Genomic DNA, 23,567 nt, shown 5'->3' on the forward strand with positions numbered 1-23,567 from the left:
TTTCACCTCCAATCATAAATTAATTATATTACTCTTATTTATTAACTACAGAAAGGAATGATTATATGGGAATATCAATAATCCCACCAAATTCAAATAAACATAAACTAAAAATTAAAGGTAATTTAACCTTAATAGATTTTATTGCATTATTTTTAATATGTGGTTTGTCTGCATTAATTGGTTGATCTATTTATGAAGTTACCAATTTAATTGGATCAATTATAATTTCAATTTTAATTGCTATGTTAATGTCAAGTTTTTTATTGCCAAGTAAAAAATATAAAAAACGTATTTATCAGTTATGTTGAGAATTTTTAAAATGATTAAGTTCAAATCGCAAAATGACTGTAAAAAATAAAAATTCAAATAATGATACGGTTAATTTATTTGCGTATAAAAAAATACATGATAATTTTATTGAAACAGATATTAAATTGAAAAATAAATCAACATTTATTGGCGGTTTAAAATTAGATGGATTTAATTTAAATAATTTATCTATAGATGAGCAAGACATAAAAATTAATCAATTTAAAAATGTATTAGATTTAATTGATGTAAATTTATCAATTATTAAAATAAATAATTGTGTAGATATGTTAGATAATAAAATGTATATAAATAATAAATTAAGAGAATTAGAAGATGAAAATAATTTATCTGTAAATCAAATAAAAGCTAAAAAAGAACAATTAAAAGGTTATTTGGAGTTACATAATGAATATAAACAATCACTTGATTCTGTAATTACAATTAGAAATGAATATTACATATTGTTTTATGCAATAGGTGTAGAAAGCGCAAATATAATATATTCAAATTTAAGTTATAAATTAGATGCAATTGGCTTAAAAACAAAGCAATTAAATGGTTTTGAATTGGTTGGATTAGTTAAAAATTTATTTGATCCATATTCAGAAAAATTAAATGATAAAGAAATAACTAAATTTAAGCATAATTTAAAAGAATTATTTTCATTTGAAAATGTTGAATTTAAAAAAGAAAGTGTAGTTGTTAAAAATGATAATGATGAGCTACATATTAATTTTACAGCTGTAGATGAATATCCAAAATATCCAAATCGAACATGACTGTTACCCTTAATGCAAACTGATTCAACAGTTATTTTAAATATTGAAAATGTGACAAGAGAATCATTTACTAAAGAGATTGATAAATTGGTTTCTAATGTTGAATCAAATATTTATAATACAGATAGAAGAAAAATTACAAATTCTAGAGAACAGCAAAATGACTTAAGCATGTACAATGCTTTGATTGATGAATTCTCGGCTGATGAAGAACAAATTAAAAAAATCAATTTGTTATTTATAACTTGTGCAAATTCTAAACAAGAATTAAAAATGTCTTTAAATTCATTAAGAAATAATTTAAAAGAAAATCATTTTGAAGAAAATAGACTATTATTTATGCAATTAGAAGGTTTTTCTGCTTGCTTGCCCAAAATAACTGATCCATTATCAATTAATTTAGGTCGTGCAGTACCGACAACAGTTGTTGCAGAATCATTTCCATTTGTAACTTCAGATGTAAAGGATGTATATGGTGCGTATATTGGAACTGATGAATTGGGTAATCCATTAATATTGGATCTTTTTTTAAGAACAAAAACTAGAAAAAATCATAATATGGTAATAATGGGAATTGCTGGTTCTGGCAAATCAACTTTACTTAAGAAAATATTAAATTGACATGTTTCAGTAAATAGAAAAGTAATAATTATTGATCCAGAACGTGAATATAAAGATTTATGTACGTATCATAACGGTTCATGAATTAATGCTGGAGATGGCTCAAAAAATAGAATTAATCCGTTACAGGTAATGTTGCCATTCCAAGATGAAGATAGTGTCGAAATCTTAAGTAAAGAAACTAGAGAAGAAATTATTTCATCACATTTATCAAGATTAGAAGAGTGAATTAAAATACTATACCCAGAATTAGAAGAAAATATAATTCGTTATTTTTCTAAATTAGTTGGTGAACTATATAATATTGATAAATTTAAAAAAGTAAATTATGATTCAAAATCTAATGATTTTCCGATTTTTGATGATTTAGTTAGATACATGGAAAATAAAATTGAACTAAATCAATTAGACAAATTGACAACCGAATCAAAAATAATCCATATTAATTTATTAGAATTAATCAAAAATGAATTTACCAATTTTGGCAAATACAAAGTTTTATATAATGGTTATTCATCTGTAGATATTGCAAATAATAATTTTATTGTATTTGATATTAATTCATTAGTTGATAATAACAAAAAAATTCAAGCACAATTATATTTAATAACTGCCTTTATTCAAAATGAAGTTAGAAAAGTTGGTTTTAGAGCTAAAAATGAAATAGTTATTGCAATAGATGAAGCACATTTATTAATTGACAAAGATAATCCAATTGCCTTAAATTTCATTTATCAAACAACTAAACGAATTAGAAAATATCGAGGTTCAATGATTTTAGCTACACAAAATCCAGAAGACTTCAATTCTGAACCAGAAATTGCTAAAAAAACTAAAGCTATGATGAACAATGTTCAATATTCAGTAATTATGAATTTATCTCCAGAAAACACAAAAGCAATTGTTGAAATGTATAGAGGTTATGGTAATGGATTGAGTTCAAATGAAATAGATATAATTTCACACGCACAAACCGGTGAAGGTTTATTGTTTGTAAGTGGTTTTGATCGTCATAAAGTTAATGTTAGATTATTAGATTCAGAGAAAAAAGCTATTGGTAGAATGGGTGGAGTAAGTGAACAAAACTAAAAAGACGGATAACAAAATGAGAATTCAATTTAGAATAACTAAAACCGAAAGTCTAGAAAAATGACAAATGGCACAGGAATGATTTAATGCAGTTGGTTATAATAAAGTTGCAAAAACTAAAAACGCTTGATTAGAGGATTTATTTATTAGAGCTATTGATGATCAAGTACTAGATAATATTTATGCATCAAGAGTTGAAGAAGTTATTGAAGATAAAATGGATAAATTAAGTAATAAAAGTTTTAATCGATTATCTGGCTACACAGACAGAAGAATGCTACCTATGTATAAAACTCTTATTATATTGCAAAAACAAATGAATTTCTTAGTATCATCACTTGTTTCATCTGGAATTGTTGATGAAGATACTTTTGTTGAGCCACATGAACAGCAAATCGCAGATCCACCATTTGTTAAAGCTTGAAAAGATGAGTTAGATTCAAAATTTTCCAATTATAAAAGTGAAGAAATTGTTAAGCAATATTTTGGTGCATATGAAGAAACGGAAGATAATCAAATATCTCGTGAATTACTAAAAAAATTTATTAAATACAGTACTGAATTAGGTATTAAAAGTAAAACAAATAATCTATATAAACCAACTAATGATGAATTTAATTTAATTGGTAAACAATTAATTAATGAATTTGAAAAATATAAAGCGAAAGAAGGTGCAAAGTAAATGAGTAGTAGAGTTCACAATGCCATAAATGTGTATAGTGAGATAAAAAGAGATTTTCTTTTGTCGCTTTTGCAAAATAATTATGACTTTATAAAAAATGATAATGAAAAGTATGAAGCATTATTTTTGTTTCAAAATCAAGAGTTTTTAACATCAATTAAATTTGAAGGCATTTTTAAAAAATATGCCGTTTTATATTGCATTCCTAAAAAGGAAAAAGAAATTTTGAATATTCTTATTGATGATGAAAATTATGATGTATTTTTAAATGAATACAAAATGATAAAAAATAATGTTAGCAGTTTAATTAGTCATTCTGGTAATAATTTTGTGAATAATAAATTTTATTTAAGATACAATAAATTTATAGATAACGAATTAAATAAGAGGTAGGTAATAATTATGAAAAAAATATTAAGTTTATTATCAATTTTTTCTTTATTTAGTAGTACATCAACTTTTACCGTTTCATGTAGTGGTAGTTCATTAAGTGGAAATGGCAATAACAATTCTGATGACCCAAATAAGCCAGGTGAAGAAGAACCATGACCTATAGTTACTGAAAAATCAAATGATTATAAGGTTTATGGCGAATCATTAAATGATTGAAATAAAATTCAAAAATCATATAGCAATGAATATGAGATAAACAAGCAAGTATATGATGATCTAAAGAATTTTAATAACCCATTAGATGAATTAATGTTTTATATTGCGGCAGAATATATGTCATGATATAGTGCGATAGTTTATGATTCAAATATTTACATTTATTTATATCAAAATAAATTAAATATAGAATTATACGAGAGTAATAATTTTGAATCAAATTTTACAAATGAGCAATTAACTTTCTTTGATGATAAATTATTTCGTTTAAATTCAAATTTTGGTTTAGAACAAGCTTCAATTAATTATTTTATTGACTTATATAAAGATGAAACAGATGAAATTTCAGTTCAGGCATTAGCTGATATGAAGAGATTAAAAGAGTATATGGCAAATTGACAAGATGCAACTGAAGATAAAATTAAAGACATAGAGAATATATTGTAAATAAATAAAATAAAAAATATATTGCATTCTATAAATTTTTATGTATAATATTAATAGTTTTAGAGACAGGAATTCTGTCTCTTTTTTATTTGGTCAGAATTCTTGTTTTTCTAAACAACTTAGAAAGAGAGGAAAAAATATGACATTATCATTTTATATTCATATAATTTGAAACTGAAATTTTATTTTATCAACAGTTTGTCCATTTTTTGGAATAGCTTTACTTATTTGTGCAGTAATGATATTTTCGGTAATAGTATGATTTTGAATTGGTTATGCATTGTCTGATGAAGATGGCAAATCTGAAAAAATGGAAAAATGAAAAAAACAGACGAAAGGCCTAATTATAGCTTTTTTTGTTATTATTTCGATAGGAATAATTCTAACATTGTTGCCAGTAATGTTAGGTTATGATATTAATTTTAGCTAATATTAGTAACATTTTATTTGTAAATGCATAATGTTTATTTTAGAATAATGTATACTATTATCAGATAAGCAAAGCATTTAAACAGGCAAAGTCTGTTTTGGCTTTGTTTTTTGCGTTTAAATGCTTTCTTGTCAATTTATAAATAAGGAGAATTTTATGAAAAAAGAAAAATTAAATTTAGAAGATGAATTATTGAATTTTGCTTTATTTAATAAATTAAATTATAGAACTGTAATTAATAAAAATATATCTTTAGATAATAGAATTTTATTAATATATGCAATGAAAAATAAAATCAATATCTCTTTACTTGAAAATGATGTATTTTTATCAAAATATTCAAATGATCAGTTATTAAAGATTATCAAATTATTATTTGAAAATAAAAATCCAATTTTATTGCAAAACCAAAAATTAAAAGATGAAGATTTACAAACAAGATACGATTTTACAATGAATTTTTATCAAAAAAATATATTAATAAATAAAGAAACAAAAACTAAATATTCATCAATTATAGATGAAGAGATACCATCATTTTATAAATCAAATGATTATGAAATTGATTAGGTAAAATAATCTATGAAAAAATTATTAAGTTTATTAGCTATTGTTTCTTTTGCACTATCAAATCCAATATTTTTAAATGATAACAATAAAATATCAGATATTAATTCAAGCAATTTAAATAAAGTAAATCCCGTAAGTAATCATAATAAATTTTATAACCCTTTATATCCACCAATTAATGCAAATACAATAGATAAGATAAATGTTTCTGATAATGATAATCATGGTGGTGGAAGCTTAGGAAGTAACGCAAATAAAACATTTAAATTAATTAAATGAAATGATTATGCACCAGATTGAAATACTTTTTCAAAGCATTATGAAAAAATCACTTTACAAGATTTATATGGTTCTGTAACGTTGGGCGAAAAAAATACCAGTGATTCATCAAACACACCGATTGATATAGTTACATCAGATACATCTGAACATCAATGATTACATAAATTTGATGGTTCATGAGACGATGCCGAAATGTATGGTTATTATTCTTTAAAACACGATGATCAATATTTGCAAATTAATTTCAAATTTACTCATCCTGCAGATGATACACATACAGACTCATATTCATATAAATTATCAAAAATAAGTTTAACTTCAATTTTTGATGTAAACGACTTTGAGCAAAAAATAATTAATAGTTTATCTAAAAATTTTAATTTTACATCAGATACATCAGATTTAATTGATTCTGAAGATAGATATTCTATAAACGGCGAAGTAACTTCAAATAAAGAAATTATTAAAATTGAAATTGATAAACGTCTAAAAAATTCTTTTGATGTTGATTATGATGCTTGATTTGGTGGAGATAAACCTATTTTAAAAGTTAATTTACAATTTGATAATATTAAAAATATTGTCTATATTACTTTAAAAGATGAAAATACGGGCATCGTTGGTGATAATCAATTTGTAATTTCAAATGTTGCCATGCAAGTTAATTTATCACTTTCAGATGATTATTGACAATTAAATTTGCAACGTAGATTATCTATCTCACCATCAAAAATTGTAGATCCATCAGATTCATACAATAATTTAATTTTAGATAATCCAGAATATTATCCAGATGACAATCATACCTATATTTATCACAACGCAGTAGATATTTCATTTACAGCTCATACAAGTAGTGAAATACTGAATGTTAATGGTACTGCAGTACCGGTTTATAACAATAAATTTTATATTCGTTTAGCTGATAACAAAATGACAAATAATAATTCAGAATCTAATTCCAAATATGAAGTTACTATAACAGATAATGGTGACATCAAAATGACTATAAATATTAAAATAGAGTCTGTTAATTCATTTTTAAATTTTAAATGGTTAGGTTGAAATCCAATTAATGACCCATCGCAATCAGTATATTATGAACAATATTTATTGATTACACCAACTATAAATGGTGAAACTAATCCAAAATATGATTCAACTATTAATGCAGATACTGGTACTCGACAACAGTTTATAGGTATAAATTATAATTTCAAAGATGCTTTTGCATTTGACCCTTTAAACAAATACGGAAATTTAATTAATAATTCTAAAGATTATGAACCTTTTTATATTGCTCAAGGTGTTGTGGTTAACTCGGGTTTTTCTACTTTAATTGAAAATACTGAAAGTATTGATCATATCGAAAGAGTAAAAGTTGAACCATTAACATTAAATGAATTATCACAAAGACAAGTTGTAGATTTAGATAATGAATTGCAATTTTCACAACCGGGATTATGACATTATATAATTTACATGAAAGATTATGTCAAAGAAAAAGTAGATCCTACAAATCCAGGTAATGAAAAAATAGAGGCAATACAAGGTTCAACTTTACATCAATTTGTGTACATTGATAATTCAGCAAATTCATATGCATCATTTTTAAATCAAATAGATATTGCAAAAAATAAGGATATTACTGATTTGTGATCTTCCATTCATGCAAAGCATTTAAAATTCTATTTAGCAAATGATATAGGAATGTCAACAAATGAAATCACTAAGTTGGATTATGCACAAATTATCTCATTCTGAAATCAATATGTATCAGATGCAATTGAGCAATTGGTGGATATTAATCCAGATCCAACAGAATACAAAGATTTGACTAATTTAAATATTGCAAGTTTAAAAATGAATGCTAAGTCTGAAAATGACATTAAAGAAAATATCAAAAATTATGTTAATGAAAAAGTAACTGATTTTGCCTCAAAATCAATTTATAAAAGTGATTATGAAATTGTAGTCAATGGCCAGTTATTAGAAAATGCGGATTTATCACAATATGTATTACCTGAAAGTTCATCAGAAGAAGAAATTAAAAAAGAATTTTCAGTTTCAATTGTAGCTACCGCTGAATCAACAATTTTGGAAAATTCACAATCTTTAAAAATAATTAATGATAGTAAATATGATAAAGATATTGTATTAAATCTAGAAAATGTTTTATTTCAAAATTATGAATATAATTTTTCAAATTGGAATGAGAATGAAAAAAATCAATTCTTACAAAATTACGTTTATGATAATGTAACTAAATATTTAGAAAAATATAAGCCAAATAAATTTGAAGGTGAATATGTTTATGGTGTTGATTATTTAATTTCACTTGAAGGATTAAACGGAATAGATATTAAAACACAAGATGATATTGATCAAATTTTAAATTCATTTTTTATGGCCAAAGAATCAACTACACTAAAATTTACAATTTATGCTTTAGATGATTCAATGGTTTTGGAAGGCTTTAATTCATTTGAAATAACAAATAATCCTGATTCAGATGATATTGCACCGCCAATCCCACCAGATCCTGATACACCAGGACAAAATGATAAAAATAATCATTTTAATAAAAAACATCTATATTGAATAATTCCATTAGTTATAATTGGAGTTAGTTTAATAACGTTAATAGTAATATTAATAATTAGAAGAAAAAGAAAAAAAATTAGATAATCTAAAATAATTAATGATATAATCTTATTAGATAAGCAAGGCATTTTTATGGATTAATTCATATTTTGTCTTGTTTTTTATTTTTAATTTAAATATATAATTGTTTAAATCCTATCATTGAATTATATAATTTTTAACCCTCATTCCCCATTCTTTCTATTAAATAATTAACAAAACATATGATGTATATTAATTCATAATAAAACCTTGTTTATCAACATTAAATTTTATAATTTAAGGAGAAATATATGTCTGGAAATATGAATACTAATTTTATAACTGGCTTTACTTTTAAAAACAATATGTCCGAAGTTAAACAAAATAAAAACGGAAAAGATATTGTTTATGTGACTTTGAACTCGTCTAAACTTGAACAAAATCAAAAATTGACGTTAATCATATCGCCTAAATTGATTTCAGTATATGCTAAAACACCAGTTGAAGGTAAAACTTTTGTAAAAGCTACAGAAGAGCAAATAGCAGAAGGTAAAGGTGGCTTTATAAAAATATCAATGCCACCAGTAAATGATGCCGAGACAATTAAATTGTTAAGAACAACTTCAATCAAAAATGATGATGGTTCTTTTACAAATAAAAAAGAAGTAATTGAAGTTACAGCGCAGCAGTTAGAAAATATTCTTTATGAAACCACACAAAAAACTGTTGATTTTGTTAAAAATACAAATAGCAACGAACTTGGTACTGTTGTTCAATCACTTGATGATGATCAAGAAATGGATTTTGATTAGAATTATTTAGTATAAATGACCAATTTTGTTGGTCATTTTTTTATTTTAACTTTATAATTTTTATGAGGATATTGTTATGATATTAAATACTCTAAATGAACACAGTTTTTTAAAATTAAATTATGAACAAACTATAAATGAAATTAAAATTAAAAACGATAAATCTATTATCTATGATATTAAAGAATACTTTGAAAGTATCGATTTAGAAATTAGAAATTCAAAGTGAAGAAAAGCAAATGGATGAATAATTCACGGAACTAGACAACGACAAATTTTAACAACACATGGTCTTATTATTTTTATGAGAACAGTGTACAAAAATAAATTTACAAAAAAATATGCAATTTTAGCTGATCCATATTTAAAAATTGAAAAATATGAAAAGATCAGTAAAGATTTCAAATTTAAAGTGTTATCTGTTATTGAAGGTGGCGAAAGACAAAAAGATATTATTAAAATGACAAATAATTTTATTAGTCAATCTTCGGTATCAAGAATTATAAATTATTATGATTTAAAAAAAGAATATGAAAATTGTATAAATCTTTCAATAAATAATTTTTCTAATGATAATCAGAATTTTAAATACATATGTGATGTTACAAATCAAAATAATATTTATATTGATATAGATGATACTTTTACTACTTTAAAATGTAATAATAAAAAACTAAATATCGAATTAGAATAGCGATAGCTAGAACTGGCAATGATTATGGTGTTTTAATGAATAAGAGAGTTTTCATTAAGATGTATAAAATTGGAACTATTATTAATACTGAAAAATATTTAAACTGATTAATGTCACAAATTTCAATGACATATGGTGATATTAAATATAAGCAATTATTTGTATGTGGTGATGGAGCAGGTTGGATAAAAAATATTGCAAAGGATTTAAATGCTTTATTTATTTTAGATAAATTTCATTTATTTCAAGTACTTAGAAAGTGTTTTTCATATAGAAAAAAGGGCACTGCAAACTATCACATATATAATTTTTTAACACAAGTTATAAAAAATGATCATGATATAAATTCTGCAATTATTGTGTTGCAAGATTTATTAAAAAATACAACATATTGGCAAAATGAATATGATAAAGAAAATGTTAGAGAAGCATTAAATTATATTAAAAATAATTATAGTGGTATTGATATTTGAAAGAGAAAAGACATTTGTACTGGATGTTATGCAGAATCAAATATTAGTCATTTAATCAAATCTGTTAAAGGATATGGAGCTAAAATTTATAATGTTAAAACATTTACTAATTTGTTATATTTAAAACTAGCTATTGTAAATAAAGTTAGATTAATTGAATTTATAAGATCAGAAACTGAAGAAGAGTTTAATATTTTAATATCAAAAAATAGAGATTTTGAGTTTTTAGATGATAAAAAATATAAACTCAAAAATATTTCCATCCCAATTTTAAATCATAAAGATACAGGTTTGAAAATTAAACTTAAAACAATAATTTATAAATATTAAATTTTAACCCTTTGAATAAAGGGTTTCAGTAAGTCGGTGTCCGACGTTTTTTTGAAAAGTAAAAATTGTATACAATTTTTACTACAAAAAATACTGGTTGTATACACAAAAACACGTTAAGAAAGCCGATGAAGTCGGTCTTTTAGTGTTTTATGTATACGCCCCCTTATCCTGCTAGGTCAAATTTTGCAAATTTTACCGTAGGAAAAAAATATTTTATTAAAGGTATTTACATTTACTAAAAAGGGTTTATACTAAAAATGAATATAAAATTAGTTTTGATTTTATAAATTTCTTTTAATTCTCTTAAAAAATAGAGAAAACCAACAACCATGAATAACGACCTAAATAAACAAGATATTGCAAGAGTAAAAGTGTTATTATAATAATTAAGAGGTGTTCTTTATTGTGATTAAAAAAGTATTAAGTATGTTATCTTTAGTTTCTATTTCAACAGTTTCTTTGTCTTCGATTGTTTCATGTTCAAATGAGGAAAGCCTTAATTTAACAGATAATGATATTCAATTAATTGAAAATATTTCACAAAAAACAAATTCATTAAAATTGAATGATAATGATAATATAAATTCTATTTTTCAAAAATCTATTGAAAGTAAAAGGCAAGATATTTTTGAGGAATTTAAACTTGAAACAAAATATACTGAAAATGAATTATTGCATAAACATGCTGAATTTAATAATTATAAATTATGAATATTATTTTTTTCATATGATTACGACACTAAATTAGTACTTCATGACGAATATGGTTATTTGTATAATATGGAATTACGTGGTTTTGATAATTCTGAAAGTATATCTGTAAATATTAAAGATTATAGTATGTTAATTTCCGATACATTTGAATGAAAAACAGATGGTGAAAATTGAGATTATGTTAAATCGCATATTTTCATAAGCATAGGTGATGTTAGGCAACACTTAGAATTTCCAACGGAAGATGAAAAACCATACTTTTCAGGAATATTATTAAAAACATCATTTGAATAAATAGAGCATTTGCTCTATTTTTTATTTTATAATCAATATATATGGAGAAAATACTATATGTTATTTGATAGAAGATATGAATACATACAAATTTTAAAAGAAAAAAAATTAAAGTTAGAATTAAGAGATTATCAATTATTTAAAAATAGAGATAAAAAAAGATATATCCCCGTTAAGATAAAACCCAGAACAATAACAACAGAGTTTGGAAATTTAGCTTTCGAAAGACATATCTATAAGTATTATAGCAATAAAAAATGAAAATATATTGCTTTACTTGATAAAGAATTGAATTTAAAAAAATATTCAAAATTAGATTTATCTTTAATTGAATTAATAAAAGAGCAATTAGGAACTGGAAAGCGATATCGAGACATTATTGATATGTACCCAGAAGCGAAATTATCACCAATGACAATTTCGCGTATTTTTAAATCAATTAAAAATGATTATAAAAGAAATTCTGTAACTAAAAAAATTATATTAAAAGATAAGCAAATAGTCTATATTTTTACGGATGATTCATTTGTTAATGTTGTTAAATTTAATAGAGAAAAGAGAAGATTGTATAAATCTAAAAAGGATACTCAAATTAGATCTATATCATTTTCTACTGGTTTTGAACCAAAAACTATTAATAAAAAGAGAAGAAAATTACAAAACAAAAGAGTCTCTTTCTTAATTGGTAAAGATGAGAAATTAAATAGAGAAGAATTGGCATTATGAGTCAGAGAACAAGGCAATATTTTTTATGAAAATTTTGATAATGCTCAATTAATTATTGGTGGAGATGGAGCGCAATGAATTAAGAATTTAGCATATGAATTAGGTGGTAAATATATTTTAGATAGATTTCATGCAGTAAGAGAATTAAAACGTGTATTTTATTATAGTAATATAAAAAATGGTAAGCATGTATTTAAAATAACTGTTAATTATTTTTACGCTGGAATGTATGAGGAGTTAATGATTTTATTGAAGGAATTCTCTAAAAATAAACAATTTATAAATTATTTCAAAAACAATAAATTTGGAATTATAAATCAAGGTGAATTTTGAAATATAGGAGTATCAGCTGAATCAGATGTTTCAAGACTTGTAAAATCTGCATTGGGATATGGAAGTAAAGTATACTCATTTGAAGTGTTAAAAAATTCTTTAAATGAAAGAGCCTTTAGAATAAATAATAACTTCTTAGTTTAATAATTATAAAATTTTCTTATTTTTTAAAAAACAAATTTTAATAATTTGTAATTTTTAGCTTGTATTTCAAAAAAATATGTAATAATAAGTGTAACAATTAAATAAGAAATCGTTTTTATTTATTCTACCTTTAAGTTATGCACCCCGCAACTCCTCCAGTCTATTATTTATTACATTTTTTTGGTATAATTAATGGTAAGTATATGAGAGGTGTCTATATATGCATGTCAAAAAAATAATTGTCAAAAATTTTCTAGATCCTGATGTACAAAGATTTGAATTTACAAATAAAGGTATATTAAAAAAGGGATCTTTTTATAGTCAAGATGAAATAAAAATTTTAGAGAATTTATTAAATGGTTCTTGACAAGCACACACTATGTCTTTTGAAAAATATTATCCTAAATTTGAAAAAAGAATTAGTGATATGAATTTAGAAATTGATGCTTTAGTAAAATTAACAGATGAAGAAATTATCTTAATTAACAGGCATTTAGAAAAAATAGAAAAACCATTAATTAAAGCAAACGTTTGATATTATCAAATTAAATGTTTTTGACCATACATATTTCCTGTTGTTAGATTAAAACCGGCAATTAAAGATTATAAAGATAAACCAATAGCTTTAGGCACACATTATGACATGTTTTATAAACCAAATGCAACTAAAGCAGAATTATTAACAGTTACAGGTATTTCGGCTGTCGGTAAGTTTAGAGAAACATACTATAATTATAAAAAACTAAAAATTGATAGAAATGCAAGAATTTTACATGTTGAATATTTAAAAATAATAAAATCAATTTTTAGAAATAGTGAAGCATTTATGCAAAAAATTGCTAATGTCATAGATAAAATTCCAGATGATGATATTTTAAATTATGGTGATCAAAAAGATTTTTTCTTTAGAAATGATAGTATTGAAAAATGAGTTAATTCATTTGAATTATTTTCATCAAATTATGATATCAAATTAGATTTTTTAGAATTATTATGAGATTACTATTTTAGAGATTTGCAATATATTTATAAAATCAGAACTTCAACGGAAGCCGTAGATATTTTGCAACATTTAGCAAAATATGGTTGTGCAAATGCTGTTGATTATCGATCATTTCAAAAAATACTACATACAACAATTAAACGTTCTGAAGATGACTTACGTGAAAAAACAAAAAGAATGAATAGATTATTACATGATCCAAGTGTAGATAAAATTTATAGTAAATATGAAGAAATGCTACAAAAACAAGCAGATTTAATTGATAAACAAGAAGCAGCAATTAAAAAAATTAAACCTGTTTCTGTTATTCCAATTAAACAACGTAAAAGAACACTAAAACTTGAAAAAGAAAATCAAAAAAAATCCAAAAAAGAAACCATTAGAAGAAACAAAGAAGCAGATAAAAACTTCAAAATTTCTCAAAATCGTTTACTTGAAGATAAAACAGAAAATACTAGTGATTATTTCTAATCACTTTTTATTTTGCTAAGATATAATTAAAAAAAGGGTGATTCAAATGGATAAAGAAAAATATCAAGATGATGATTTATTAGAAGTATTTGATATAAAAGATCGTATAGCAATAAATAAAGATAAAATAATTTCACAAGAATCAAATGAAAGATTTTTAAATTCAATAATGGATAATTATTTTTTAGATAATGATAATATCATTTTTTTACAAGAACACGGCTATGCTATTTTTTATTTTGATGATAATGAAAGTTGTATTTGTGGGTCAAATAAAAAATATCAAGATTGTCATAAAAAACTTTTAAAAAGTCAAGGTGAAAATTATATAACATATGCAGAAGCTTTAAATAATGATCAAGATTACAATGAATATTTAAATATAAATAAAATTCTTATTGATAATATTTCACAAGCCTACATAAATACTGCAAAATGTAATTTTCTAGATTGTGATAGAATGGTTATAAAAACTAGTTTGGTTGATGACAAAAAATGATTAACATCAATTAAAGTCAATTATATAGATACAAAATTAACAATTGGCAATGATTTTTTTATAAATAAAGTAGATAAAATTTTAGAATGCAATTCATTTTGTTTGGAGCATAATGATGTATTAAAAAAAATGAATAATTGAAAATCAAGTTTTTTTCTTTCAAGCGCTTTTACTTTACAACGAAATACAATTATTTTTAATTTTGCATTAAGTGAATTTGAGAATAAATTTAATTCAATAAAAAGTGATGGTTACAAAGCATTAATGATTTATCATTTAAGAAAATTAAAACAGGAATTTAAATCATCACTTTTACAAATCGAAAGAATAAGAAACGCTTGAAAAACGAATGATTTTTCTGATTTTAAATTGCATAATTGAAAAATAGATAAAGTTAAAAATCAAAATTTTCAATGTTCAGATTTTTTTTATCCTCAAATAATGCCTGAAAATTTTGAAACTGTTAATTCTGTCAATAATCCATTAACAAATATTTATAATGGTTTCGTTTTTAATGAATTTATTGATCATGAAATTATGTCAACATTTGTTTGACATAAAGATGATGATAAAATAACAAAATTTATGAATCAATGAATTCAAAAGATTAAAACAGATAATGAAGTTCGTCATTTTATTTCAAATGTTTGTTTGATATTATCAAATGTAATTTTATTCGATGAAAATTATTATTCAAAATTAACTAAAGATGAACAAATTTTAAATTCTGCTTTATCAAAATTTAGATTTGAAACTCCAAAAATGGGTCAAGAATATATTAAGATGAAATTTTTTGCAGGTTTTGATAGCGGCAACGATTTATTTTAATTTCTATAAACAATTATTATACCATTTGTAAAGTTGTCTTTATTGAAAAATTTGACTTTTACCAAAATTAATTAATTGATATTAATTATCATTTATATGTTTATATTATTTGTAAAATAATTTACGATAATCATCACTGATGATTATCACAATAAACCTGGCGAGGTTTGACACGCATTTGTTTTTTGCAAACTTTTTTGAGACAACACTTTCCATAAATATAATAATCACATCCTCATGATTATTTTACTCAAATAAATTATAAGATTTATCATCTTAACTCTAATAATATATGTATATCTTTGTTGTCTTGTTTCTAATTAAATTAAATGATAAAAGAACTCGTACCAAAATTTTAATTAGTAAAGAAAAATGCATATCATTCTTGTTTTAATTATTTTATTAAAACAATGTAATGTAATTTATAAAAAATAGTATGTCAAAATTTGACATACTATTTTTCTTTTTTAAAGAATGAGATTATTTTTCTCATTTAAATAATTTTCAGATGATTAGTATATATGAAATAATTAATAATATTTGAATTCCATATTTACAAAAAAATACTCAATTGAAATTTAAATCATCCATTCACGCTTGGGTTAAAGGATCAAATGTGTATTTAAATGGATTAATATATGAAAAAATAGATAATATTTTACTTTCTGAAATAAAATCTGCAGGCATAAATGATCCAGATAAAAAAGCTACCGGAATAAAAATCATCATAGATATTGTTATAAATGCAGATGGTGAAACATTTTTTAAAATTGTCGATAATGTTAAACCAAATAATATACTTGTAATTATTAATAAAATTAAATTTGGAATTAATATTGCAATATTATTTCAGTGAATAATATTTTCTCAACCGTATTTTGAACCAAAAATTGCTCCACCTCAAAGAATTGTTCATAAAAATGTGAATAACATAAATCCAATATTTAGTAAAATTATTGTCAAAATAAATGATCTTATTTTTATCTGACTTGCGCCAATTCTTTTTAACATCACACTATTTTTAAATTCTAAGATAGTTTGAGGAATAACAGATATTCCCACAATAGATACAGCAACTTCTGCAATTGAAATAGTTAGTTTACTTAATAATGAACTTTGTTCACTACCCGGAATATGCATAAATGCTAAACCTTCTAAGAACAATAAACATAACGGAAAGGCAATTAAGAAGAACGGAACTGCTATTCCTTTTAGATAATATTTGATAATTAATTTTAGTAATGAAATATTTTTGCTTTTATTTTTACTTGTTGTTAAAATTTTGTCAAATTTATTTTTTTCTTTGTTAGGTTTCTTCGTTTTTTATGTTTATATTTTTTAAACATCTCTCAAGTATAGTTATGAACAGAACCGTATTTTTCAATTAGATCATTGATTTCACCACATTCTAATATTTTTCCATCATATATGTAGACAAATTTATTACACATATCTTCAATTTCTTGCATCATATGAGTAACTAATATCATTGATTTTCCTTTATCAATAACCATTTCTTTTATAAAATCAAATATGCTTTGCCTAACTTCAATGTCTAGTCCTGTTGAAATTTCATCAAAAATAACAAAATCAGGATTATGTATTAATCCAAGCATAATATTTACACGTTGTTGTTGTCCGCCACTTAATTTTTCAAGTGATTTATTTTTTAAATCAAGTATCTGATAAGTTTGCATTAATGCTTCTAATTCATTTTTTGTCATTTTTATTGAATAAATTTCTAAATAATAAAGAATTAAATCATAAACAGTTATACCAACAGGGTATTTAGATTCTTGAAATTGAATTCCAATTTTAAGATTTTCTTTTTTTACAATGTTACCACTTGATGGTTTTCTAATGCCTGTAATAATTTCACTCAATGTTGATTTACCAGCACCATTTGGTCCAATAACTCCAATGCGATCTCCAGATTTTATTTCTAAATTTATACCTTTTAGTATTTTATTGCTACCGTAATTTTTCTTTACGTTAATAAGTTCGATAATTAAATCATCTTTTATTTTTTCAAGATTCAAATCTTGATTTTCAATTTTTTGCATAATTAAAAAAGCTCCCTAATTTATTAATTTCTATTTGTTTTAAATTATCAATTTGAATAAAACAAAAATTATAGTGATTTTTATTCACATATATTTAATTAAAAAATTAAGCAGCTGGATTTTGTACCTTATGCATTAAAATTAACTGTTGTGTTTTTGCATCTAAAAATATTGAAGTAATTTTTAAATTATTTGTATAGTTATATTCATATACTGTATTTTCTTGATCAATAATAATTTGTTCAATTTTGTCTAATTTGTTTTTGCCAAAATTATTTAATGAAATTATGTATTTAATCAACGATATGATAACTATTAAAATTAACATAATAAACAGAACTAATTTGAAGATAGTTATCATTATTGTAAAAAATACTAGTACGCTTAAAAAAAGTGTTGAATAGAAAAATGAATAGTAAAAAACAATTTCTGTCATTCAACCCACATGTAAATTATGTAACGGATCAATTATTCCAGAAAGTTGTGTAAAAATAGCATTGACAACCAAAGGCATAATAATGTTTTGTGATTGTAAGATGATAATAATTATTTTTATTCAGATTATCATAACATTGTCTAAATAATCATTATTTTGTAATTTGTTTTTTCTTAATTTATCAAATTTGTAAGATATTTTAATAAAAAAGAAAATCACATTAATTGAATAAACAGAATAAATTCAGATTGCACTTTCATAATTTGAAAAGAAAAATAAAAAGGGTATAAAAAATGCTATGAAATCATTTAATAAAGAATAAAATTTAATTAATTTTTTCATGAATTTTTATTTCCTTTCATTATTTTTTTGTGTATAAGTAAAATATAGCATAACGAGAATATAATTTTACATAAAAAATGCTATTAATGTTTTTTCAATTAATGATGATAATAAATGTGGTTATTTAATTCAAAAAATGATAATATTTATATGCCGAGAGGCACCAAGAATATTTGTTTTTATTCTTAAATGTGTGTGGATGTTATAAAAACCGCTATACAAATTAGCGCTTCCTAATTCATACATTGCAATAGCGGGTGGGGGCGTTTTTTTTGTGGTTAGATTTTATAATGTTGTATAGTTTTGGAGAAAAAGATGAATAATAAACCATTTGTAGTTATTGTTGGACCGACAGCATCAGGGAAAACAGATTTATCAATTGAATTGGCCAAAAAATTTAATGGCGAAATTATTAATGCAGATTCAACACAAATATTTAAGGATTTAGATATTGCAACAAATAAAATAACAAAAAAAGATATGCAAGAAATACCGCATTATTTATTATCAACTATTGATGTTACAGATTCATATTCTGTTGCTCAATTTCAACAAGCAGCTAGAGAGTATATGCACTTAATTTGATCAAATAATAAATTGCCTATTATAGTTGGTGGCACAGGATTGTATATAAATGCGCTTTTGAAAAATTATAATTTTTCAAAAGATTACCATATAGATGGTTTTTTGGAAATGTGTGATGCAAAAACTAATGAAGAATTGTGAAATTGATTAAAAGAAGTAGATCCAGATGATGCAAGTTTAATTCCATTAAGTAATAAAAAAAGAATAATTCGTTCATTAGAACTTTATAACATAACAAAACAAACCAAAAAAGAAAGAAATGCAGGTAATGACACTTTTTTTTATGACAATTTTTTTATTGTGGGATTAAACCCCATGAGAGAAGAATTGTATGCAAAAATTAATAATCGTGTTTTAGAGTTGGTTGATAAAAATTTATTTAATGAAATTGAATTGGCATACATAAAAAATAATAAAAATAGGCAAGCTCAAGCCTTAAAAGCTATTGGTGCACCTGAGATTATTAGTTACTTAAATAATGAAATTTCATATGAACAGGCAATAGAAAATATGCAAGCTTCAAATAGAAAATATGCAAGAAGACAAATGACATGGTTTAGGAATCAACTTTCAGAAATTAATTGATACGATTTTAAATTTGAAGATTACAATAAAATAAAAGAAAAAATTATTCAAGATATAAATATTCTTCTTGCAAAATAATTTTTGTTTTTATAAAAACATTTATATTAAAAATATAGATAAAAAGAGGTAAATCGAATGGAAAAATTGAAATACATATCGATTCATGAAAATTATGTACTAGAAGAAACAAGATTTTATATTAAAGTTGCTTTTCCACCAGAACCAGGACATTTAATTGTGTTAACACGTCAGCATTGTAAAAAAAACCCAAATAATGGTAATTTTTATATCGCAGAATTAAATTTAAATAAAATAGACAATCACAAGATTTTGATGTAAATTCAGATGAAGAAGTAGGTGTGACATCTGATATGAATATTTTTGGTGAATTTGAAGAATATAATAATGCTGAAGTTATTAATGAATTATTTAATAATGATATTTCAAAAAATTCAATTAAAAATAAAACTAATAATAATTTAAACAATAACCACAAACAAATTGCAGAAGAATTAGAATTATTAGAAAAACAAGTGGAAATTATTTATTTAAAATTAAAACAATTACGTGATAAATTAAATTAGAAATATTTTATTTCGTAGTTAAAAACATCAGTAATTTTTAAAAAAGAATTTAAATCATTAAAATAACGTTTGAATATTTTTATTGTTGTTTTCACATCTTCAAACGAATCGTGCTGATTAAATTCTATATTATTTAATCTTGCTAAATGATCTAATTTGTATATTTTAAATCCGGTCTTACTTTTTTAACGGTAGATAAGTACATGCATAATTAAAATTAGGTTTTGATATATTATAATAATCAATTGTTTTTTGAATGCAGGTAATATCAAAAGATGCATTATGTGCAAATATTAAATAGTTACTATTAAAAAAAGACTTAATATCATTTCAGATTGCATTAAATTTTCTTTTATGTTTTACGTCATTTCAAGTTATACCATGTATATCGGTAAATTGAAATTCATTTTCATAATAATGTTCAAATGGTTTTATATATTCATTAAATGAAAAAACTTCTTTATGATCATTATTAATGATCATAAAACTTAATTGACATATGGAATTTTGCTTGCTATTTGCAGTTTCAACATCTAAAAACAACGCGCCTTTGTAAGTATTCATTTTATCACCATTAATATTTTAAACATATTTTGTCATTTACTAATTTTAAATTTGAAATTATTTTTATATGACAATTTAAAATTTTGTTTATAAAAAACAACAAAATTACTAAAAAAAAGATATTTTAATTGACATATTCAAATTATATGCTATTATCTTATATGTACATGCGGGTGTAGTTTAATGGTAGAACTTCAGCCTTCCAAGCTGACTGTGAGGGTTCGATTCCCTTCACCCGCTCCAATGTTTATTATGAAATTAAAACGACCATAATCGGTCGTTTTAATTTCATAGTTTTCATTAATTTTCTAGGTGGTGTGTTTTAATGAGCCAAATAAAATATGATAAAGCTACTGAAGATGTAACAAATAGAATAAATTTTATTAAAGAATTCAATGCAGAGAGAACACCATTTTGAATTTCTGTTTTATGAATAATGATTGAATCGTTTATACCGGGTTTAATTATTTTTCTATTGCTTGGTAATGATTTTCCTTCAATTTCTTATTTAACAACTTTACCAACACCAAATAGTGGTTATTTAACTTTAATTTGTACAGGTTATTTATTTTATTCGTTTTTGACTACTTTGGTTATTTTTTATTGTAAAGGGCATAGAGAAGATAACTTTACATTTTCATTAGCATTTACATTGACTTTCATTTCTGTGATTTTAAATAGTCTTTGATTAGGACATAAATCGTGAATGATTATTTTACGTTTCGTTTTAGCTATCGTAGTCTTAATTATTGCCACAATAATAGGAATGTTTTTTACAATGATTTTTAGAAATAATATGTTAAAAATTAGAGAAGAAAATGAAATAATGCTTATAGCATATAGAAATGGTGAAATTATTCCAGAAAGAAAAATAGTCCGAGTAAAAAGATATGAAGTTTATAAACAAAAAATGCTACAAAAAAAACATGAATTAGAAGCTTTTAAAGCTGAACTTTATAGTGATAAAGAAATTGTAAATGATAATCTTAAAATTAATAATGAATTATCAAAAAAAGATATGAAACATCGAAAAAAAATGTTAAAAAAAGAAATTAAAATTAATGAAAAAGCAAAAAAACAAAATCAAGAATTTATGTAAATGAATTTATTTTAGCGATATTTTTTAAATCAGTTATTTTCATAATTTTCCTTTTTATGATTGTAAATTTCTTGATAAATAATTTTATTTGTTAAATTATAAAAATAGTTTGCTCAATTCATTCATAAGTAATCTTGTAAAATGATCAATTCATTTATTTCAATTAATTCATTTTTTGAAAAATTAGCAATTTTTATAAATTTATTAATCAATTTTGGTTTTAAAATAAGTGTCTCAGAAATAAAAGATGCAAAATCAAATAAATAATGATTTAATGCAGACATTTCAAAATCAATTATATATAATTTGTTTTTTGCAACCAAAATATTGCCTGAAACTAAATCGTTTTGGCTTAAAACATTTTCATTGTTATTTTTGTAATATTTGTCAATTAATTGTGTAATTTTACTTGGAAATTTCTTTTTATTTGTAAATTTGATTAACAATTCTTTATATGGAAATTTAATAATATCACCATTTGTTTTAATTTTTTGAATATCTTTTATTGTATCAATTATTTTTTGAAATATTTTTGCAGTAATTTTTATATCTAAAATAGGTTTTGTATTTTTTATATATTTAGTTATTTGTGTGTATTGTTTATTTTTAAAATAAGATCTAAAAGGTAAAACAATATTTTCATGACTTATTTTTCTTAATTCACTTTCAATTAACTCTTGATTTTGTCGATTTAAAATATCAGTATTTGAGAAATTTCTTTTTACAACTATTTTTTTATTTGTATAAACAAAATTAGATAGTGCATTAGGAAAATATGCTAAATTGATTTTCATAAAATTCCTCCATTGATAATTGCTAAAATTATTTTAACATTTATAATAAAAGTATATTGAGGATAAAATTATGAGAAAAATATTGTGATTTGCAACAAATAATGATAATAAAGTCAAAGAAATACAAAGGCTTTTACCTGAATGACAAATAAAATCATTAAAAGATCTTTCTTATAATTTAGATATAGTTGAAGACAAAAAAACATTTGAAGGCAATGCACTTCTGAAAGCAAAAGTACTAGCTAAAATTGTCTTAGAACCAGTCATTGCAGATGATTCTGGATTATGTATTAAAAATATGAATAATTTCCCTGGAGTATTTTCTGCAAGATGAGCATTGCCAGAAACAGATGAAATAAAAATCAATGATTTTTTATTGAATAAAATGTTAGAACAAAATTTAATTGATCCAGAACAAAGAAAGGCTACTTTTAAAACTGTTATTGTTTTTTATGATCCAATTTTTCATTATACAGAATACGCAAAAGGTAAAGTTGATGGAATTATAGCTTTAAAACAGAGTGGTAAAATGGGCTTTAATTATGATAAAATATTTATACCTGATAAACAAAATAGAACTTTTGCAGAAATGACTTTAGATGAAAAAAATCAATTTTCACATAGAGCAAAAGCCGCAAAAAAATTAGAATCTATTTTGCAAAGGTATATTCAGTTTAAAGATGTTGAAATCTTAGAAACTGTTAAATTAGAAGATCTATTTAAAAAGTAGAAAAGACATCTT

Annotated in this window: 24 protein-coding genes and 1 tRNA gene; 21 read left to right on the forward strand and 4 right to left on the reverse strand. The window is 23.1% G+C overall.

Annotation, left to right across the window (positions count from 1 at the left end; translation table 4 throughout):
• Positions 1-65: 65 nt before the first annotated feature.
• The 15 genes from AACK85_RS02435 (at position 66) to AACK85_RS02505 (ending at position 16,992) form a co-directional block, all read left to right on the forward strand.
• The gene (locus AACK85_RS02435) at positions 66-2,804 is read left to right on the forward strand and encodes an Mbov_0397 family ICE element conjugal transfer ATPase (RefSeq protein WP_338970880.1); all 2,739 of its coding nucleotides are present in this window, start codon (positions 66-68) and stop codon (positions 2,802-2,804) included.
• Between the two features lie 16 nt (positions 2,805-2,820).
• A complete protein-coding gene (locus AACK85_RS02440) occupies positions 2,821-3,486 on the forward strand; it encodes a hypothetical protein (RefSeq protein WP_338970882.1) in 666 nt (221 codons plus the stop codon).
• Positions 3,487-3,879, forward strand: a complete 393-nt coding sequence (locus tag AACK85_RS02445) for a hypothetical protein (RefSeq protein ID WP_338970884.1) — start codon at positions 3,487-3,489, stop codon at positions 3,877-3,879. It abuts the gene before it with no gap.
• A 9-nt stretch (positions 3,880-3,888) separates the two neighbouring features.
• Entirely contained in the window at positions 3,889-4,542 is a 654-nt protein-coding gene (locus AACK85_RS02450) for a hypothetical protein (protein WP_338970886.1), read from the forward strand.
• A 139-nt stretch (positions 4,543-4,681) separates the two neighbouring features.
• On the forward strand, positions 4,682-4,972 hold the full coding sequence (locus tag AACK85_RS02455) for a hypothetical protein (RefSeq protein WP_338970888.1): 291 nt from the start codon (positions 4,682-4,684) through the stop codon (positions 4,970-4,972).
• Positions 4,973-5,128: 156 nt separating this feature from the next.
• The gene (locus tag AACK85_RS02460) at positions 5,129-5,542 is read left to right on the forward strand and encodes a hypothetical protein (RefSeq protein ID WP_338970890.1); all 414 of its coding nucleotides are present in this window, start codon (positions 5,129-5,131) and stop codon (positions 5,540-5,542) included.
• 12 nt (positions 5,543-5,554) lie between these two features.
• Positions 5,555-8,512, forward strand: coding sequence for an Mbov_0399 family ICE element protein (locus AACK85_RS02465; RefSeq protein ID WP_338970892.1), 2,958 nt, complete (start codon positions 5,555-5,557; stop codon positions 8,510-8,512).
• Between the two features lie 248 nt (positions 8,513-8,760).
• Positions 8,761-9,261: a hypothetical protein gene (locus tag AACK85_RS02470; RefSeq protein WP_338970894.1), complete on the forward strand. Its 501-nt coding sequence runs from the start codon at positions 8,761-8,763 to the stop codon at positions 9,259-9,261.
• A gap of 76 nt (positions 9,262-9,337) precedes the next feature.
• The gene (locus AACK85_RS02475; protein WP_338970896.1) at positions 9,338-9,955 is read left to right on the forward strand and encodes a UPF0236 family transposase-like protein; all 618 of its coding nucleotides are present in this window, start codon (positions 9,338-9,340) and stop codon (positions 9,953-9,955) included.
• A gap of 35 nt (positions 9,956-9,990) precedes the next feature.
• Positions 9,991-10,758, forward strand: a complete 768-nt coding sequence (locus AACK85_RS02480; RefSeq protein WP_338970898.1) for a UPF0236 family transposase-like protein — start codon at positions 9,991-9,993, stop codon at positions 10,756-10,758.
• Positions 10,759-11,166: 408 nt separating this feature from the next.
• Positions 11,167-11,769, forward strand: a complete 603-nt coding sequence (locus AACK85_RS02485) for a hypothetical protein (RefSeq protein ID WP_338970900.1) — start codon at positions 11,167-11,169, stop codon at positions 11,767-11,769.
• Positions 11,770-11,826: 57 nt separating this feature from the next.
• Complete coding sequence (locus AACK85_RS02490; protein ID WP_338970903.1) at positions 11,827-12,972, forward strand: Mbov_0401 family ICE element transposase-like protein; 1,146 nt, start codon at positions 11,827-11,829, stop codon at positions 12,970-12,972.
• 220 nt (positions 12,973-13,192) lie between these two features.
• A complete protein-coding gene (locus AACK85_RS02495; protein WP_338970905.1) occupies positions 13,193-14,446 on the forward strand; it encodes a hypothetical protein in 1,254 nt (417 codons plus the stop codon).
• A 46-nt stretch (positions 14,447-14,492) separates the two neighbouring features.
• Positions 14,493-15,773, forward strand: coding sequence for an SEC-C metal-binding domain-containing protein (locus tag AACK85_RS02500; RefSeq protein ID WP_338970908.1), 1,281 nt, complete (start codon positions 14,493-14,495; stop codon positions 15,771-15,773).
• Positions 15,774-16,389: 616 nt separating this feature from the next.
• Entirely contained in the window at positions 16,390-16,992 is a 603-nt protein-coding gene (locus tag AACK85_RS02505) for a hypothetical protein (RefSeq protein WP_338970910.1), read from the forward strand.
• A 55-nt stretch (positions 16,993-17,047) separates the two neighbouring features.
• On the opposite strand, the gene AACK85_RS02510 is transcribed toward AACK85_RS02505, so the two are convergent.
• Positions 17,048-17,836 (reverse strand): ABC transporter ATP-binding protein, encoded by a 789-nt coding sequence (locus AACK85_RS02510; protein ID WP_338970912.1) that lies wholly within the window; start codon positions 17,834-17,836, stop codon positions 17,048-17,050.
• 106 nt (positions 17,837-17,942) lie between these two features.
• Positions 17,943-18,614 (reverse strand): hypothetical protein, encoded by a 672-nt coding sequence (locus AACK85_RS02515; protein WP_338970915.1) that lies wholly within the window; start codon positions 18,612-18,614, stop codon positions 17,943-17,945.
• Between the two features lie 315 nt (positions 18,615-18,929).
• On the opposite strand from AACK85_RS02515, the gene miaA reads away from it, so the two are divergent.
• Genes miaA through AACK85_RS02530 form a run of 3 tightly spaced genes read left to right on the forward strand, consistent with a single transcriptional unit; the run spans position 18,930 to position 20,368 of the window.
• A complete protein-coding gene (miaA, locus tag AACK85_RS02520) occupies positions 18,930-19,862 on the forward strand; it encodes a tRNA (adenosine(37)-N6)-dimethylallyltransferase MiaA (RefSeq protein WP_338970918.1) in 933 nt (310 codons plus the stop codon).
• Between the two features lie 57 nt (positions 19,863-19,919).
• Positions 19,920-20,123: a hypothetical protein gene (locus AACK85_RS02525; RefSeq protein WP_338970921.1), complete on the forward strand. Its 204-nt coding sequence runs from the start codon at positions 19,920-19,922 to the stop codon at positions 20,121-20,123.
• 20 nt (positions 20,124-20,143) lie between these two features.
• Positions 20,144-20,368: a hypothetical protein gene (locus AACK85_RS02530; protein ID WP_338970924.1), complete on the forward strand. Its 225-nt coding sequence runs from the start codon at positions 20,144-20,146 to the stop codon at positions 20,366-20,368.
• A gap of 177 nt (positions 20,369-20,545) precedes the next feature.
• Here AACK85_RS02530 and AACK85_RS02535 read toward each other — a convergent pair whose 3' ends face one another.
• Entirely contained in the window at positions 20,546-20,932 is a 387-nt protein-coding gene (locus AACK85_RS02535) for an exonuclease domain-containing protein (protein ID WP_338970927.1), read from the reverse strand.
• A gap of 169 nt (positions 20,933-21,101) precedes the next feature.
• Between AACK85_RS02535 and AACK85_RS02540 the strand changes: the two genes are divergently transcribed.
• Positions 21,102-21,175 (forward strand) — tRNA-Gly (locus AACK85_RS02540).
• 82 nt (positions 21,176-21,257) lie between these two features.
• Positions 21,258-22,031 carry a DxFTY motif-containing membrane protein gene (locus tag AACK85_RS02545; RefSeq protein ID WP_338970930.1) on the forward strand — a complete coding sequence of 258 codons (774 nt, stop codon included), beginning with the start codon at positions 21,258-21,260 and terminating at the stop codon, positions 22,029-22,031.
• A gap of 11 nt (positions 22,032-22,042) precedes the next feature.
• Here AACK85_RS02545 and AACK85_RS02550 read toward each other — a convergent pair whose 3' ends face one another.
• Positions 22,043-22,825, reverse strand: a complete 783-nt coding sequence (locus AACK85_RS02550; RefSeq protein ID WP_338970934.1) for a hypothetical protein — start codon at positions 22,823-22,825, stop codon at positions 22,043-22,045.
• A gap of 70 nt (positions 22,826-22,895) precedes the next feature.
• On the opposite strand from AACK85_RS02550, the gene rdgB reads away from it, so the two are divergent.
• Positions 22,896-23,555 (forward strand): RdgB/HAM1 family non-canonical purine NTP pyrophosphatase, encoded by a 660-nt coding sequence (rdgB, locus tag AACK85_RS02555; RefSeq protein ID WP_338970937.1) that lies wholly within the window; start codon positions 22,896-22,898, stop codon positions 23,553-23,555.
• Positions 23,556-23,567: the final 12 nt, after the last annotated feature.

This window comes from Spiroplasma endosymbiont of Labia minor (assembly GCF_964019845.1).
Lineage (GTDB): Bacteria > Bacillota_I > Bacilli_A > Mycoplasmatales > Mycoplasmataceae.